Raw genomic sequence first — 17,471 nt, 5'->3', positions numbered from 1 at the left:
TTGGTAGATAATGTGTACAAAGGAAAAGGAGAATCAATTTGAAAAGTTCATTTCATCTATACATGGGAAGCGTAAGTGAAGTGGCCCGCAACTTCCTTTGGAGGACTTTGCCAATGGGAACATTTATCTATAAAATGAGAAATATGTAAAACTAGGAAGAATTATAGCGAGGTGTTCGTTGTGCAGACTGTACAAAGTGATAAAGGTGCACGCTTTTTTAAGTATTTGTTAGAACTGAATAACTTAGTTGGAAAAGTGGATAGAGATTATAAAAAATTTGAAAAATCATGGGAGCTCGACACGTTGAATAACTTGGAAGGGTGTCGAGTCTTAGATGATTGTGAAGAGGAGAAGAACTTTCTTGAGATAAAAAAGCCCCAGATTACGGATCAAGATAAAAGGCCACCTCAACCTTCGGAAGAAATCAGGGAATGGATCAATGGTTCATACAAAAATGAGAAGAAAGAACCGGTCCACTATATGGAACGTAGCATCAAAAATGAGGAAGACAATGAAGAAACCATTTCTTTTAATGCGGAAGCTGATCGGGTCAAGCGCTTCACGGCATGGAAAGAAGAATGGAAAGCATGGGCGGAACAACTGAAAGAGAAGAAAGTTGTATCGGAATTATATAATGATTTCTTTCACTTAATCTCCCGCTTCGAACGTGAAGGCGACACGATTGAGTTCATTTATGGACGAGGTATATTGACTTGGCAACATAGTGATCAGAAAATCGGTACGATCCGTCACCCGTTAATTACGAGTAAATTAGAGCTCAATCTTATTGCAGAAAAGAGCTTGATCGTCGCAGAAGTGGTCAATGATAACGTTAAGATAGAAAGAGATATGCTTTCAAGTATCAGTTTACCAAATCTACAGCAGTTAGATCATGTTATTGAAGAGATGAAGGAAAGGGACATTCGCGATGATTTCTCTGATTTGTTCCATAAGTATATGTCTTTAATTCACCCTGATGGTACTTACGAGGGGGATTCCGATGCAACCGTGAACATTACATCCACCCCTGTCCTATATGAACAAGAAATCTTTTCTCTAAGAGGTAAAAAGGTGCGCGTTCTGCGTGAAGATTTAGAGCAAATCATAAGCGGGATTGAGAATGGTTCGATTGAAATGACGGAGGCTGTGACTTCTATTTTTGAAGGGGAATCAGCAGAAAAAGAAGAACAGTCGGTATCAACAGGAGATGAATCGACTCCTTTGCCGAAGGATCATCTTTATTTCCCTCTTCCTGCGAATGAACAACAGAAAGATATCGTGAACCGTATTGACCGCAACTTCGGGGTTACCGTACAAGGGCCTCCAGGGACGGGAAAGACGCATACGATTGCAAACTTAGTGTCTCATTTCTTGGCGCAAGGAAAGCGTATACTTATCACTTCTCAAAAGGAAAACGCTTTGAAGGTACTCAAGGATAAAATTCCTGAATCCATCCGCGATTTATGTGTACCTGTCCTAGGCGGAGGTAGAGAATCAATGGAGGGAATCGAACGATCCATCCGAACCTTAAGTGAAAAATTGGGCGAATTAGACACCGATTCCCTAGAAAAAACAATAAAACGTAATTTAGAATCCCTAGACCAGAGCAACCGTGAAGAGGCTCGTTTGACCAATGAATTGAAGACATATGCCAAAGAAGAAGGTACACCTCTTACGTACAACGGTGAAAAACTCTATAAATATGACGTAGCTAAGAAACTTTCAAAGACTGATACAAATTATAAATGGATTAAAGATGACGTGAAATTGAATACTAGCTTTCCATTGCAACAGGAAGATTGGGCAGAGCTTTGGAAATTGCGCGGACGCTTAGCTCTCGATGATTTGACTCTGTATGGAAAGAGATTACCGAAATTGGAAAAAGAGATCATGAGTGTTCCGACCTTCGATGAATTGGTTCAAGAAGGAGATTTCTTGAACGATTACGAGGAGGAAGGAAAGTCGATCCTTGAAACTTATCAACTGAATAAGAATAAAGAAACGATACTTGAAATGAAACGGCAGTTGCAAGAGATTCTTGCTCTCCAAGCGACGATGGAAAAAGAGTCATCCGTGATGATTACAGAAGATCTCAAATCAGGAGGAGTTCGAGAAGAACGTTGGAAAAAGTTGCTTTCAGAACAACAGGATAGCATCCAGCATCTTTTTGCTATGTATAATGATCTCATCACTCATGAAATTAACCTTCCAAAAACAGACCTTCAGGAAATTCAGACTGATGCAGAGATAGCTAGAGAACATTTAGCCGCAGGTAAGAAAGCATCGATGTTCTTTTTCTTGTTCAAAGGAAAGAATACCAAATACCTATTTGAAGAGAAAGTGTTGAATGGTAAGCCAGTCGATCGACAGGAAGATTTGGAGATCATTAAGAAACATACGCAATATGAAAAAATGAAAGAAGAAACCACGAGAATCTTAAACGGCAATATGCAGGAAGTGAACGGAAAGACAGTCGACAGAAGTTCTAGTCGATTTCCTCATGAAGCTGAAGAAGTGCTGAAAGAGATCAACGATATCATCCGTTTTGCTGATGAAGTCAAAAAAGCCGAAAGTTATTTCCCTGCAGGGGCAGAAATCGATTTTTATTCCTTTGACCAAGTCGAGAGGGTAAAAGAAGAACTGACCATCGCTGAAAAATACATCAGCCTCAATCATTGGAAAATCAAGCAGGAAGAAGAAGTGTCTAAGCTTCGAGAAATGAGCAATGAGAAAGAGATGCACCCCATAATTTTCGACTTCATCCAAGCGATGGAAACAAACGATAAAGACAAATGGGCGGAAACCACAGAAAAGCTGCTAGCATTTGGTGAAAAGAAGAAACTTGTCCATCAATTTTATGATCTTCTCCATAAGCTAAAAGAGGTGCTTCCAGCAACAGCCGCCTCTATCGAATCATCCGTAGGCAGAGAGTGGATGTATATTGATGATTATAAAGAAGCCTTGGAGTTAAGGAAACTTCAGACTTGGTTGGATGAAACCAAAGACATGAACGTAGCTAGGCTAAAAGATAAATTAGAGGAAGAACATAAAGAACAGAAAAGATTGATTAGTGAAGTAGTCACAGCTTCCACATGGAAATCACAGCTGGAAAGAATCACTCAATCGGAAAAGCGAGCGCTATCGTCATGGAAGTCTTATATTAAACGATATGGAAAGGGAAGCGGCAAATCCGCACAGACAAACTTGAAAGGTGCAAGAGAGTCTATGAAGACGGCGCAAGGAGCAATCCCAGTATGGGTCATGCCAATCAACCAAGTTCTTGAGAATTTCCCAGTAACCAATGATAAATTCGACGTCATCATATTTGATGAAAGCAGCCAGTGTGACCTCTTCTCTACCAATGTCTTACTTCGTGGTAAGAAAATGATTGTCGTCGGAGACGAAGAACAAATCAGCCCGCAATCAATCGGAATTAAACACGATGAAGTCAATGAGCTTGTCCGTCGCTATTTACAAGATGTCCCTAACGCTAATTTGTTTGACGGGAACATCTCCTTGTATGAAATCGCTGAACAAACGTTTCCGAAAGAAGGCAAGTTGATGTTAAGAGAACACTTCAGGTGTGTACCAGAAATCATCCAATTCTCTAACGATTTGAGTTACGGGGGAGAGATGATTCCTCTCCGCCTACCTGTGGAGGAGGAAAAGTTGGACCCGCCGGTAACCGCTATTAAAGTCGAAGACGGGTACAACGATGAGAGGGAAAAGGATCTCAACGTTCCTGAAGCAGAAAAGATTGTCTCAGACATCGAACAAATGATTAATGATCCTAGATACAATGATCAGTCCTTCGGCGTCATCGCACTACAAGGGAAGAAACAATCCTCCTTAATTGAAACGAAAATCAGAGAGGCCATTGGTGACGAAGAGTTCGTTCGAAGGAAAGTAATTTGTGGAGACGCTTATACTTTGCAAGGGGACGAAAGAGATGTCATCTTCCTATCCATGGTCGTTGCTCCAAAGCGCAACTTCAGAGCGTTGACCAAAAATAGTGAGAAACAGCGAATCAACGTTGCGGCCAGCCGTGCCAAAAACCAAATGAGACTCTATCACTCTGTCGATTCACAAGACTTGAAAACCGATGATTTGCGCTATCGCCTACTCAGTTATTGTAAAGAACCGAACCGAGTAAATAACGAAGTGGAGGATTTGGAAAAGTTATGTGATTCACCGTTTGAAGTGGATGTATTGCGTATGATTTTGGCTCAAGGATATAAAGTGACCCCTCAAGTGAAAGTTGGTCGCTATCGTATAGATTTAGTGGTTGAAGGGATGCGAAATCGACTAGCGGTCGAATGCGATGGTGAAGCTTGGCACGGACCAGAGAAATTTGAAGAAGACATGATTCGTCAGGAATCTCTCGAAAGAGCTGGCTGGGAGTTCTGGCGTGTACGTGGGAGAGACTTTTATCTGGACCGCAAAAATGCGCTTGAGAGTTTGTGGGAGAAGTTGGACCGCATGGGAATTGAACCAAATAAAGAAAGTGCAGAAGTATAGTGATGAGATAAGGAATTTTTCAGAAGAGTTAAAGGAGAAAAATTATTAGAGGATTAAAGCCGGGTGGCATAACTTAGGGGATCTGATGCCACCTGAAGATTCCTCTAATAAAAGTTTTAAAACATATCATATGAGGAGAGATATCATGGAAGAACTAGTGGATATTTTAAGAGATATAAAAATGGAGTTGCAAGAAATGAATAGGAAGTTGGATGATATTGACCGTTCCATCGAGAGTTTAAAAGGGAGCGGCGTATATGATTCTGTATCAGATTTGTACGATAAACTTGATGAAATTATGGGGCGGGGATTATATAATTCCATTACTGATGTGAATGAAAAGTTAGATTCAATTTCTTCTTCGCTCGATACGATTGAATTGAATACTATTTAAGATTTGTCAAAGGGCAAGGTAAGGTTAAATCTTTTTTATCAGATTTAATGCTACGTTATAACGACTAAAAATAGACGGGAATAATTACAAGGGAGAGGAAGCTGCTAAATTTGCCTCCTCTCTTCTTCAAATAGTTACTTTTACGGGTATTAGTCACTACCTGACTCCTAGACAAAAGGTATTTTGATCATAAATTATACAATTAAAAAGAAGACAAGAGAATAAAGGAGACTTTTAGCAAGTAACTAAAACAAGATAAAGATCATTCATGTCCTTAAAAGAGCCTTAGAATTGACCCAGGTAGTCCATCTGCTCTTTCTAGTTTAATAATAACTTCTTCTGTCCAGAAGCCCTGTGTAGCAAGATCAAGTAAAAGATCGATACAGGAGCGTCCTACCATCCATGGTGTCTGACGCTGGCCCGGATGTTTATGCGGGAGGCACTGTTACAGCGAACGCTTCAGGAGCTTCAATGCTCCCATCACTGTGGGTCTGACTCCATGTGTGCCGTCATCTCATCTGCTCGGCTTCCAAACATGAAAAAATCTGAACCCTTTTAATTAATGAAAGTGTCTGACACCAACTGAGTTAACACTTTAGCGAAGCGGAGAGCAGGCGTTCCTTATGAAATTGTTATTGAAAGATGTATACGGATAATTAAGAATAATTGGGGTTGATAATCAATGGAGCAGGAAATTTTGATGGTTAAGATACATAACGCAATTAAGGAAGGTAAAACCCTTTATGAATCTACCAATGGAAACTGGAAGATAAATAGAAAAAGATTAAAGCATATCAGGTTTGTACTTGGGATAAATAATGGTGAAGTTGTTTGTGGGTACCAGCCTACAAAATGGTATCAGATTGAAGAGGGAACAGAATCAGGTAGAAGCTTTTTTGAAGGATCTCCCATTGATGAAGGAATGTTGAATAAAATGCAATCATCTAATGAAATCCTAAAAAATAAATTTGGGACAGGTTCTGCTATCGCATATGCATATGTATCAGAGTTACATTAAACCACAAGTGTATTTGTCAGCAAGCATGTACTCTCTATGAAAAGGGACTGCTAAAAATTAAAGCATTAGATGATAGTGCCTGAGTTCGACAGTAACAAGAAAAGTGCCTGCCTCCACTTCGCTAAAGTGTTAACCGCGACGGGGGCAGGCACCTCAATGCCATTTCCAGCAGGCCTTAGTGTAATGCTTTTAGCCAAAGGAAGAGGGGTGCTGCATAGCAGTCATGGAGTCAGACCCACATTGTTGAGATCATTGGATTTTATGGAGCGATCGCTGTAAGAGTGCCTCCTTTGACACATCCGGGCCAGCGTCAGACACCATGGATAGCGGGGTGTACGTGCATTCAGGTCCTGCTTTTTTACTTGGTAACTAGGTGTGGTTTTTCCGTGAAAAGAGCGTTTGAAAGGAAGTGCCTGATCCCCACTTCGCTAAATTGTTAACGCGGCAGAGGTCAGGCACCATCATATCCTATATCTTAGAACCAAATTGAATCGTTCAATAAGGGCTAAAAAATGGGGGAGTGGGTTGTTCAATAAGTTATTAGTGCCAGGATCTAGTCTAGTTGTAGATAGGAGGGAAAAAGAGTTACTGCTTCTAGGTCCTGGCAAACTACTGTAGATTATTAAGTCTTAGTTGCTTAACACCTTTTGGATTTTCTTATAAATAGGTACAGGAGTCCGTTTGAAATCTTTTAATGACTCCACAGTTTGGTTACCATGTGAGTCATGAATCACAAGACGGTTATGACTTTCATCCAATTCGATAACGTTATGACCAATGCCAAAGGATTTTACCCCTGTAGAATTATCTAAATGCGTATGATCTAGTATGGTCTGAACCTTATTGGAATACCTGCGTAGGAACCGCCACAATTTCAGTTCGGTATTTGATTTCATAAATAACTCAGGTAAATCTTTTGCATGCTGCAACATTGTTAATGTCGTTAAAGTATAGACTTGTATCCCGTATCCAACAGGACGGATGGTCTTCGGTAAAGAGTCCCATTCTTTTACAGTGAATTTCACATAGAGTTCTTGAGACCGACTTGGGACCTCTTTCAGTTCGAAACGTTTTACTATATCTACATTTGTTATTTCCCCGTAATAGGTAATACCGTTGGATGACCCATTTTCTGCAGCCTTTTGTGTAATATAGAGAGCAATGTGTTTGGCTTCTTGCCACCCTTTTTTTAATTGCTTTAAGGGAATATGGTAGAAACGATGTTGCAAATGCGCCGTCAACCTCTTGTGGTCGTTAACTACTCCAACCAGAACTTTTTCATCGAGAGAGGACTCCCAGTATTCAAGCGATCCTTTTGGTAAGATGCCTTGGGTTTGTAAGTCTTCCGGACTGCTTTCAATTAAGTGTTCCAAAAACTCTTCAACTAATCGATTTGTATTCGGTAAAAACGGGAGGCCCCCAATATTGACTTCATCAATGCTTTTATAAAAAGGATGAGATTCATAATTCTCTTCATCCATCCACGGAAATAGCACATAAGCACCGAAGGCATAGCGTTCGTATGGTCCGTCATTTTTATAAACCCAGGCGTCCCGGTATCGGTGCATCGTATTAATATCCTCTTCCATCGGACTAGGGGTAGACGCTTCGTTCTCTGACTGGCCAAAATCGATGCGGTATTTCGCATCAAAAATATACTGATAAGCATAAGGATGGCCTTTCTTTTCTACCGTCAACATAATATCTGGTTTTTGCCGTACTGTAGGAGACGACGGGTGTCTTTCCTGAAAGCCAAGCGTGATTTGTTCTCCTGTAAAAGGATGCTGGAACCTTCGTTTGGCCGATTTGCTTTGATCAAGGTCCACAAAAAGCCCGTTTCGTTTAATCTTTATAATATCTTGGTCAATGGCTTCATACTTCTTATGCAAAATTTGCCCCATCTTTAAATACGTCCAATATTCGTATAGGGTTGCTACATCCTTTACAGACATTTTAAAGATTTCTCCTTGGAGGGAGAGCCCTTGCGATAATACTAAGTAAATCATATAAGCATCCCGATACCCTTGCTTCATTTGCATGACTAACGTGAGTACGGATCGATCCAATCGACTGATTTGACGCCAAAAGGGAGATCTTTCAATAGCATACAGTTTTCCTTGCATGAAGGTTAATGTATTCAATATAGAACGATCAGCAGAAGGGGAATTGCTCAGATAACGCTCCACCTGATAGCTCAAGGATTTTATTTTCTCCTGCAGTCGGATCATCATGAATTTCACGAAACGATTTTCCAATGTATCAAAGGAAAGAGTCTTTTTAGCATTTAATCCACGTTCTGGCATCATTTGTTTTTCATTTATCGTAACTCCATGGCTAGTCTCTTTGAACAAATAGGGCCTCTTCCGTAAATATTTTCGAGACTGACTATCCGTTCGTCTTAGTTGATCGCCTCTTACCTTGTGATATTCAGTGATTAATTGATGGTGCGGTTGCCTTTCGATGAGTTTTATGGCGTTCACAAATCGATCGAAATAATGATGAAGTAACCTGTGAAATTCTGCTTGAGAAGGGGACTTTGATGAAATTTTTGACGCCCCAAGAAACGTCTTTTTCATAAAATGAAAAGCTAAATTATACACTTCTTCGCTTACTTCCGCTAATAGACGCTTATAGTCCTCTTTGTAATCAAGTTTTGTTGGAAACAGTTCTATCGTTATATCAGCTAGCTGATCCTTACCATCTAGAATACTAAATTGTGTTAAGCCGACCTCATTCATAAATTGAAGTTGCCCCATTAAAAAGGTAATATCTCCGACTTTTTCTTTGCTTACAGATCTTCGAACTAAAGGATGTTCATGATAGAAAGAAAGTTCTTTGCCAGTTTTAGAAACGACCACTAGCTGATAAACTTCATTTTCAAAGAAGATAGGTGGAAAGGGTCCTTCAGAAAGGTCTATCATTCTTTCTAGAACAGGATGGAAGACATGAACAGCTGTCTCTTCTAACGCATGTACCTTTAATGTCATTGCTTGTTCTTGTACATGGACCTTTTTCTTATAGCTTTTTAAATTTTCAAAGCGACTGTTGAATGGCCTGCCCTTCAAATGCACGGAAAACTCTTCATTTTCAATGACCAGCAGGTTCGTATCATTGGCGTGAGACATGTGTACCCACCTCCTTATCAGCTTTTAACCTAACCAAAATGAAGTGAAGCCGTGCTGTTCTTGATTCTTATACATAATGGCTAACTTTTCAGCTGATTTAGGGAAGTGAGCATGTTCGATCGCTTGCTCATAGTTCACCATATCAAGGGCCTGGCCTGTGCAGTAAGTAAACAACTCCTCGATAATCTCAGCCGTAGCAAAATCACTTCCATTTATCTTTGGCAAGACTTTCTGTAATAGTTGTCGGTCAAATGCTTCTTTTGGTGTCATCAATTGACCTAGTTGGTTGTAAATCATATAGAAACAAATCTCGTCGCGAATTCGATATCCGAAATGAGTCTTATTCTTTTTTAAAATATTGTTGATGTCTATAAGCCGATTTGTTGTGTGCTTAATGATCGACTGATAATCAGTTATTGCATCCTTTAATGTTAAATACTTTGTCTTAAGTACGTCGTTCGTAACAGGATAATCCTCAACTTCTTGATTATCCTGTAGACTTGGAAAGAAGCTAAGATCCACTTCATTAAATTCCAGCGTATTTGCACGGTCTAACACCTTCGAGCTAAAAGGATGTGTCGTCTCGTCCATATTGACGGTGCCGATAATATAAACATTATCAGGAATTATTACGCGTTTACTAAAGCTTTCCGGTGTAGGTATTTGAGAGGTGACAATCTGATCTCCTACCCATCTACGGCTTTCCATCACACTTAATAAATCGCTGAAGTAATATTCAACTCTCGCTAGATTCATTTCATCTAAAAGAACAAAGTAAGGAAGCTCAGGGTTCTTTTCTGCTTCAAGCAGTACCTTTGTTAAGGGGCCAGGTTTGAAATCTCCTTTAATATCTTCAAACCCAATCAATTCTGAACCATCACTCCAATCGGGACGCACAGGAATGAGGTGAAACTGTCCATTTTCTTCGGTTGCCCCGATACTATTTGCAAACTTTTCAACAATTTTTGTTTTTCCAGTCCCTGAAATGCCCGAAAGGATGACAAAAGGTTTTGTTCGTAAGGAGAGGTAAAGACTTTTCACTTCTTCTTCTTTATAGTAAAAGCCTTCATTCTTAATATAATTGTATATATGATTGACCAATCTTTTCTCTGAGAGATTTGTTGTTTTGCGTGTTGACCCTTCAAGTTTGAAAGTTGCTGGAAAGCTGTCTTGAAACGAACTTAGAAGATATTCAGCAAATTCTTTGGATACTGAATAAAAATAACCCTGTTTCACATTTCCGTTCACATCAAAAGGTCCAACTTCTTTTTTCCGTTTATCCTCTGGAATAGTAACCTTTTTTAACTTAGGTGATAGCGGGAAATATTGGACGCGGAGGAGGTTGCCGTCTTCTTCCCACAGATCTGTAGCAAACGTAGAAGGCTTCTTACTAGTGACAGCATTCTCTGTTACTTCACAGATGGAATGGATAGCCCCCTGCGAATAAGCGAATACAACATCTCCCGGATTAGCTTTAAGAAGATCCGTATGATGGGTGAGAGGGGTGCCTTGTTTGTTTCTTTTAGGGGCCCATAGGAAACCGCCTTCTACTTCATCTTTAGCTGTTTGACCTTGGTTCACCCACCAGTAATTCCGGTTTTTATTTACCTTTTCAGACATCTCTATCACATTCCCATCTCCATCTATTAACTTCGCGTACTTTAGCCAGTTGAAAATGTTTCTAATTCCTTTTTCAGCAACAGATTCTTTGATGGTTGTTTGATCTGTTGAACTCACAACAGTTAAATAAGCAATTTCTCGCAAGACTTCTAGCTTTTCCTTGTAGTTATACATGTCCATAAACTTTAAAGATTCATACACCATATGTACAAATGGACTTTGAAGTATTCTTTTTTTAACTTCTTGAATGGAATTATCTTTATTCACCAGTTTATTGTCTTTATTTAAGTAACCAAGTAATCGTAAATTTTGACGAGCATGCGCCTTTAGCCGTTTCATATTGTCATCTTTAAACTTTTGGGCTATAGAATCTGCTGTATATTCGCCATCAATCAATTCTTGAAGCATTGTCATTGTTTGGTCAATAGTACTAAAAGGAATGTCTAGTGTGGTGAATGTTTTAAGCTGAACTTGGTTATTTTTAAGTTTTTCTACGAAGGGAAGGGAAGACAAAAAAGCGAGTATAAAAGAATGCCTTCTTCCTAAATCCACAAAATCCTGATCATTAACGGTTCTTTTATCTATTAAGATTCCTAATGCTTGTTCTAGCCAGTCGTTACGAATAAGTACGTAAGGGACTTCCTTTTTACCCTCATTGAATTTATTGCGTGAAGACTTAGTTTCTACATGGATACCTTTTTCACTAGATGAGACTATGTAATTGGGTGCATTTGTACTTAAGGTATAAACAACCTCTGATTGCTTAGCAAAATCTAAAATAAATTTATTAAGCATGGAAATCCTCCGGTCAGTGACATTTTCCTTTTATGGTATCACAAATGGAAGTAGTTTCTAATGTTTGGCTTTCTTTACCACTATGATATTAAATGGAGGGGGCAAGATACATTTTATTGAACGACTAATGATTGTATAAAAAAACCAGTACTCCTAGAAAAGGAGACTGGCTCATTTTTATATCTCATCAAGTATGTCATTCCACTGTTACCGCTCTCATCCATTTCCTCATATAATAATTATTAACTAACATCATAACTCATATCAATAAACGATTTAGACTTCTCCAAATCCTCATCACTGCTAATCGTAATCTCCAAATCCCCTGTACCATAATGCCCGATATTTCGGACATCACGCGTGAACCCTTTCTGTAAGTCAACTGTATCAGGATTAACCTTTACATAGAGCAAAATTTTCTTCGTAGACGGATGAACTTCCACACAGGCAAAATTTTTGATCCGCTTAAAAGCAATATAATTCTTTAATGTTTTCATTTGCACATCATCACCTAGAGCCTCAAGATAAAAAAAGAGTGCCTGACCCCCACTGCGCTAAAGTGCTAACGTGGTGTGGGTCAGGCACTTTCTTATGAAGACATTTTTTCTCCTGTCGATTAATTTTCCCACCATGTTAATCTAACTAAACCAATAGTAAACTAAAATTTACTCGTCCCCATGTTACATAGAGAATGCATGTATAATATATCTAGAGAAAAAGGAAGGGAGATAGTTAATTTGTTTGAAGATAAAAGGTTAGATAATTCGGATGAAATCAATGAAATTATTTTCTCTAACCCTATTGTCGGGGAACTTTCTTTGGAAAAGGTAACAGATGATAAATTAGAAACAAAGGAAAAATACAAGGAGGTCTTTGTTTCTGAATCGTCATTGATGACGGGAAACGTTTCACAGTCGGCTTTGCAAGTTGCGAATCAAGGCATGACGTTAGCTCAAATTGCAGAAAAAGCACCTAATGGCTTGTTTACTGCAACTACAAACCCTGTAAATCTATCTAAATTTGCAAACGGAACTACATCAACAATGGTGAGAGATGCATCGGGAAGTTTAGTTGAGCATGCTGGTTTTGCTCACGTCGGTTTACGTGCTTCAGTGAACCCGGCAATGATTCTTTCAGCAGGAATGCAAGTGATGTCAGCTATTTCAGGAACACATTATTTGAATGAAATTACTGCTCATATTAAAAAAATGGATGCGAAATTAGAAATGCTTATAAATTTTCATCATGATGCAAACATCGGACGTTTAATTGCAGCAAGAAAGGGTTTGTCTGAGATTGCAGATCGAGAGTTAGTTGATGCTACTGATTTATCTGCGATTAGAGGTTATAAAAAAAGTGCAGATGAAATTTACGAAGAATATAAGTATCGGTTAAAAAGACAAGAAAGTGAATGGAACTTGGAGCTTAAGTCCAAAGCTCTGGTGAAGAATCTTGAGGATATTAATTTTACAATGACGATTGCTTTTGAGGCTAATAAGTTATCTTTGATCGCGAGTCTAATCGAGATCGGAACAAGAATGAAGATTGGTGGACAACTAGAGTTTATTAATGGACTAATAGGGCAGTTGAAACAAAGTTATGCTGACAGCTTTTATCAAAATATTAACTCAGAGGCTGAGAGAGTTTATTTGAAGATACAGCAACAAAGTAGTAAAGAATTGTTTGGTAAAGAGGGAGAATTCGAAAGAAGGTTAGAAGAATTAACTGATAGTCCTACTCTTAAAGGTTGGGGTATTCTAGCTGAATTAGGAGTTAGGGGGATTATTCTTGGTAAGTCTAAATTGGATGTTAATAAAGTGAAAAAAAGTGTTGTGTTAGAAAACAAAGGCTTGAAAACAGTAAAAAAAGATATGAAACAAAATAAGCAAAGCGATGACATTGATAAAATCATCGATGAGGTCGTTGAACTACCATATAAGGAAACTAAAATCCTATATATCCCTACCGAAAATAACAAACATCGAGTGTTTGTTCCGATTAAACAGGAGTAGTAGAAAAAGGGTTCGTTTCAGAGTAATGCCCCCCCAGAGAGAATGAGACCGCTTGAGATCTCGGTGCCTGATCCCCAATCTTTTACATTGGTAAAGCAGTGGGGGTCAGGCACCGTTTTTACGTGCGCTTCCTAAGTATATAAATGTTACATGATTGTATGATCTCGAGAAGGTAGGCGAATTTCAGATTGAATTCTTTTGTCGAAGGGAATGGAAATATATAAATAGGAGGTAGATAAGATGAGTAAATTGAAAGCTCTCGTGCTCAATGCATCTTTAAAACAGACGAGTGCTGAAGAACCTTCTAATACAGGAGGACTCAGTCAAGAAGTATTAAATATAATGGAAGACGAAGGTACAGAGACGGAAATGGTGCGGCTGGCCGATTATCATATTCCTTTCGGGATTAGTGCTGACCTGGGGGGAGAGGATGAATGGCCGCTGATCTTAGAGAAAGTGAAGGAAGCAGATATCGTCATGATCGGAACCCCGATATGGTTGGGAGAGAAAAGCAGCCTGGCTAAACTGGCGATTGAAAGACTGGATGGAAGCAGTAGTGAAACGAATGAAGAAGGACAGTCCATTTTCTATAACAAAGTCGGTGGTGTAATCATCACAGGAAATGAAGATGGTGCCAAAAAAGCAGCCTCTTCGATTTTATATGCCCAGTCAAATCTCGGCTTTTTGATTCCTCCGAATGTGGATACGTACTGGGTCGGAGAAGCCGGTCCAGGGCCATCCTATTTGGATGTGGATGGAAATGACAATGAATTTACAAAGGGTCATGTGAAGATGCTTGCTTATAATACACTGCACCTTGCCCGGATTTTAAAAGAGAATCCGATTCCGGCTGTAGGGAATGTGATGCAGTAAAGCGCTAAAAAGGGAAGCGCGGGGACGGGTTCATGCGCTTCCTAAGCATATAAATGATGATTGTTACAGGAGAGGAGAGCCATTCGGGCTTTTCTCTCTTTTTTGCTGTTCTTTAAATGGTTCTGAAAGAGCAAAGTTCATCCCTAGAAAAGGTCCAAAAATCTATTCTTTCTTTCTGATCCATAGGGAACCTTATATTTTCATACTTCAATTAGATTCGAACCGAACTTGGGGAAGCACAAGAACCGTCCCTGCGCTTCCTAAAATGTCGGTGCCTGCCTACTCTGCTAAAGTGTAAAGAGTTAAATCTCGATAGTTTGTTTTTGACTCATAAGAAAGGAAAGCAAATAGCGAAAAATTAGCAATCCCCGAGTACCGAGTAAGCGTCTAGAATTTTAGAAAGCTACAGGTTGGTTATTCATTCTGATGTTTATAAATCATTTGATATATTTCTCTACTTCAATAATCCTTTCTTTTAAGTCATCCAGTAGCGTTATTACTTCTTCTTTTTCTTCTGGAGCTAGACCCTTTAATCGTTTATCAAGACACTCATTAAAAGAGGAATATCTATTTCTAAACCGTTTAATATAGTTTTGGTTATCGGTATTAGTTCTCAATTCACTAGCTATATGTTTTAGAAATTCTATCTGTTTGCTTATTTTCAACTGTTTTATTTCCTCTGATTCAACTTCTTTTTTTATCTTCTTTAAATGATTTTGTGTTAGTTTTAATTCAACTTCAAGGGATCGAATCTGACTTTTTAAGTGTGGGGGATAAGTTTCTATAACTTTTTGCTTTTGTTGTTTGTCCGGTGTTTTAACAGAAATAACTTCATCTGATTGAACTTTATCATTTTTTAGAATTATATATTCACCAAGTTTTATACATTGAGTAGGTTTAGGTTTGGATATTTTCCATATTTCCTTAAAAGTAGAATCTGCTTTATCCGTTTGGTGAGATGGTAGCATATTCTTTAAATTAACAATCCTATACTCGCGCATTGGCATTTAAATCCCCCCCTGAAGGTGTTAATAAATACCTATTAGTCTTTAAGATTGTCCTATTCATTTTTTCAGTAATGTGCTAGTAATGTGCTTTCATCCCTTAGGTTAAAAGCTTTAACGGGGGCCGTGCTTGTAATTTTAATCCGGAACATTTCAGGGCTATTATCTTTATTTCGGTGCATGATACTCACTTAGCTCGAAAGGAATGTATTGGCCAATTTCGCCTGAACTATGGTGTTTTTAAGAGCTAAAAGGTGTCGGACATTTATTTAAGCTCTGAATAACTTTTTCTACATCAGTTCTCATGTGTAACTATCCTAACTAAGGAAATGGAAGGCAAAATCATGTAATATAATGAAGTGGAAATTTATATTATCGTGATCAAGGGGGAAGCGAAGTGAATGTAAGTAGAGAGTTGAGACTGAATGCTGATTATACACCACTTCCTGTTTATGAGGGAGATGAGATTTATCCAAATGGTATATTTAACTTTAATATAACAAGAATGTATGAACATATTATCGATGGCAAACTGTGTGTAGAAAAAGAGTTAATTAATGTAAGAGAATGGTTCAAAACTCATTTCCATGGTGCAATAAATGAAGACTACTTACCTTCTGTGGATATAGACCGTCCTGTCATTCAAGCTGAGATTAGGCCGGGCATGTTCGAAATCATTGATGGCAATCATAGAATGGAAAAAGCTTACCGAGAGGGAGTACCCTATATAAACTCATACAAACTACGTGGTGAGCAATTGGTACCATACTTTCAAAATAAGGGTGGTTATATTACGTTTGTTGACTATTGGAATGCAAAGTTAAGAGAATAAAGCTTTAAATTATGGTACGTGTCACCACTCAAAATATCAATTAGAGTATGTCGATCATCGGATCAAAGATGAATCTCTTTGGGTGATTAGTGATCGAAGTGTGGAGGCGTATTGAAAAACATTATAAATAGAAGGAATACGGTTTCGGTTTAAACCCACAGGATGGAAAGCATCGAAAAATCGACCAGCATGGTTTTAGTATGGTGAATAGGTATTTATGTAATTCGGTTGTGTGAGGATAAAACTTAATATCCATAGGCGATGTGATGGTATGCCAAAACTTTTTCTCCATTTAGAAGGCACGGTTATCTTTATCACAAGCTTGTATTTCTACCAGCAAAACAGTTTCAGCTGGATCGTCTGCATTTTTCTTTTGTTCGTTTTCGATGTGTCCATGATCGGTTATGTCATCAATGAAAGCGTGGGGGCCATTGTTTACAATATCTTTCATAGTTACATCCTTCCGGTCACTCTCCTACTCGTTTCTACCATTATAACGTTAGATTGGTTATTGATGGTCAGCCTTATTTGGACGGGTCATATCGGGATGGATAGGATGATTGGTTACGGTTTGAAGCATCATAGTGGTTTCAAAGATACACATTTTCAAAAGGTCTAAGAGGGAGGAGAGATGATCGAATATTTTCTCGAAGAATGTAATGAACAAATGCGTAAAATCAGAGGAGATCATTTGGTTGGCGTATTTCTCCATGGTTCTCTTGTATTGAGGGGGGGCGTCCCTGAAAAAGAGATGTGACCTTATCTTCGGGACGGAAAGCAAATGACAAGGGAACAAGCAGAGTAACTCACGGCTTTTTTACTCCATAAATTAAAATCTCCATTTCCGGTGGAGTTATCATTCTGAGACGGAATCAATTGAACCAATGGCAGCATCCCTGTCTCTATGATCATAATTATTATAAAAACCTATTGCATCGTTTCGAATCGCATGATATATTATTACTTGTCGCTTTAAGAGAGCGGCTAGCCGCAAACGGCTTAACAAAAATAAATCATAAAAAAGTTGTTGACGGAAACAGCAGGAAATGATATATTTAATAAGTCGCTTTTTTGAAGCAGCAAACAAAAATTTGATCTTTGAAAACTGAACGAACCAACCAGTACGTCAAAACATTTCTTCTTTATAGAAGGAATTTGAAACAAGCACATTCGGTGTGCAAATGAGCAAGTCAAACTTAACTTTTATGGAGAGTTTGATCCTGGCTCAGGACGAACGCTGGCGGCGTGCCTAATACATGCAAGTCGAGCGCGGGAAGCGA

Annotated in this window: 11 protein-coding genes, 1 rRNA gene and 1 pseudogene; 9 read left to right on the top strand and 4 right to left on the bottom strand. The window is 38.7% G+C overall.

From position 1 onward, the window contains the following. The first annotated feature begins 180 nt into the window (after positions 1–180). The 3 genes from DYE48_RS15360 to DYE48_RS15350 all read left to right on the top strand — a co-directional run bounded on the left by DYE48_RS15360 (position 181) and on the right by DYE48_RS15350 (position 5,930). Positions 181–4,518: an AAA domain-containing protein gene (locus DYE48_RS15360; protein WP_147299288.1), complete on the top strand. Its 4,338-nt coding sequence runs from the start codon at positions 181–183 to the stop codon at positions 4,516–4,518. A gap of 145 nt (positions 4,519–4,663) precedes the next feature. Further along, complete coding sequence (locus DYE48_RS15355) at positions 4,664–4,912, top strand: hypothetical protein (protein WP_115824391.1); 249 nt, start codon at positions 4,664–4,666, stop codon at positions 4,910–4,912. A 682-nt stretch (positions 4,913–5,594) separates the two neighbouring features. Next, a complete protein-coding gene (locus DYE48_RS15350) occupies positions 5,595–5,930 on the top strand; it encodes a hypothetical protein (RefSeq protein ID WP_115824390.1) in 336 nt (111 codons plus the stop codon). 629 nt (positions 5,931–6,559) lie between these two features. Here DYE48_RS15350 and DYE48_RS15345 read toward each other — a convergent pair. The 3 genes and pseudogenes from DYE48_RS15345 to DYE48_RS15335 all read right to left on the bottom strand — a co-directional run. Beyond that, on the bottom strand, positions 6,560–9,055 hold the full coding sequence (locus DYE48_RS15345; protein ID WP_115824389.1) for a restriction endonuclease-like protein: 2,496 nt from the start codon (positions 9,053–9,055) through the stop codon (positions 6,560–6,562). Between the two features lie 24 nt (positions 9,056–9,079). Next, positions 9,080–11,470, bottom strand: a complete 2,391-nt coding sequence (locus DYE48_RS15340; RefSeq protein WP_115824388.1) for an McrB family protein — start codon at positions 11,468–11,470, stop codon at positions 9,080–9,082. Positions 11,471–11,712: 242 nt separating this feature from the next. Next, positions 11,713–11,997: pseudogene (locus DYE48_RS15335) on the bottom strand (DUF5655 domain-containing protein); the annotation flags it as partial. Positions 11,998–12,207: 210 nt separating this feature from the next. On the opposite strand from DYE48_RS15335, the gene DYE48_RS21205 reads away from it, so the two are divergent. Both DYE48_RS21205 and DYE48_RS15325 read left to right on the top strand, forming a co-directional pair. Beyond that, entirely contained in the window at positions 12,208–13,482 is a 1,275-nt protein-coding gene (locus tag DYE48_RS21205) for a hypothetical protein (protein WP_167449521.1), read from the top strand. Positions 13,483–13,722: 240 nt separating this feature from the next. Beyond that, positions 13,723–14,355 carry a flavodoxin family protein gene (locus DYE48_RS15325; protein WP_115824387.1) on the top strand — a complete coding sequence of 211 codons (633 nt, stop codon included), beginning with the start codon at positions 13,723–13,725 and terminating at the stop codon, positions 14,353–14,355. Between the two features lie 437 nt (positions 14,356–14,792). Here the strand turns inward: DYE48_RS15325 and DYE48_RS15320 are convergent, their stop codons facing one another. After that, positions 14,793–15,362, bottom strand: coding sequence for a hypothetical protein (locus DYE48_RS15320; protein WP_115824386.1), 570 nt, complete (start codon positions 15,360–15,362; stop codon positions 14,793–14,795). 394 nt (positions 15,363–15,756) lie between these two features. On the opposite strand from DYE48_RS15320, the gene DYE48_RS15315 reads away from it, so the two are divergent. From DYE48_RS15315 to DYE48_RS15305, 4 genes are all read left to right on the top strand, one after another. Next, positions 15,757–16,191, top strand: coding sequence for a hypothetical protein (locus DYE48_RS15315; protein ID WP_115824385.1), 435 nt, complete (start codon positions 15,757–15,759; stop codon positions 16,189–16,191). Positions 16,192–16,462: 271 nt separating this feature from the next. Then, a complete protein-coding gene (locus tag DYE48_RS15310) occupies positions 16,463–16,810 on the top strand; it encodes a DUF4260 domain-containing protein (RefSeq protein WP_115824384.1) in 348 nt (115 codons plus the stop codon). A gap of 12 nt (positions 16,811–16,822) precedes the next feature. Then, positions 16,823–16,948: a hypothetical protein gene (locus DYE48_RS21500; protein ID WP_279629303.1), complete on the top strand. Its 126-nt coding sequence runs from the start codon at positions 16,823–16,825 to the stop codon at positions 16,946–16,948. 445 nt (positions 16,949–17,393) lie between these two features. After that, positions 17,394–17,471 (top strand): 16S ribosomal RNA (locus DYE48_RS15305); the annotation flags it as partial.

Source organism: Halobacillus trueperi (assembly GCF_003386945.1).
In the GTDB taxonomy this organism is placed as follows: domain Bacteria; phylum Bacillota; class Bacilli; order Bacillales; family Halobacillaceae; genus Halobacillus; species Halobacillus aidingensis.
Note: the sequence above shows the minus strand (reverse complement) of the source record. Positions and strands in the feature narration are given on the sequence as shown.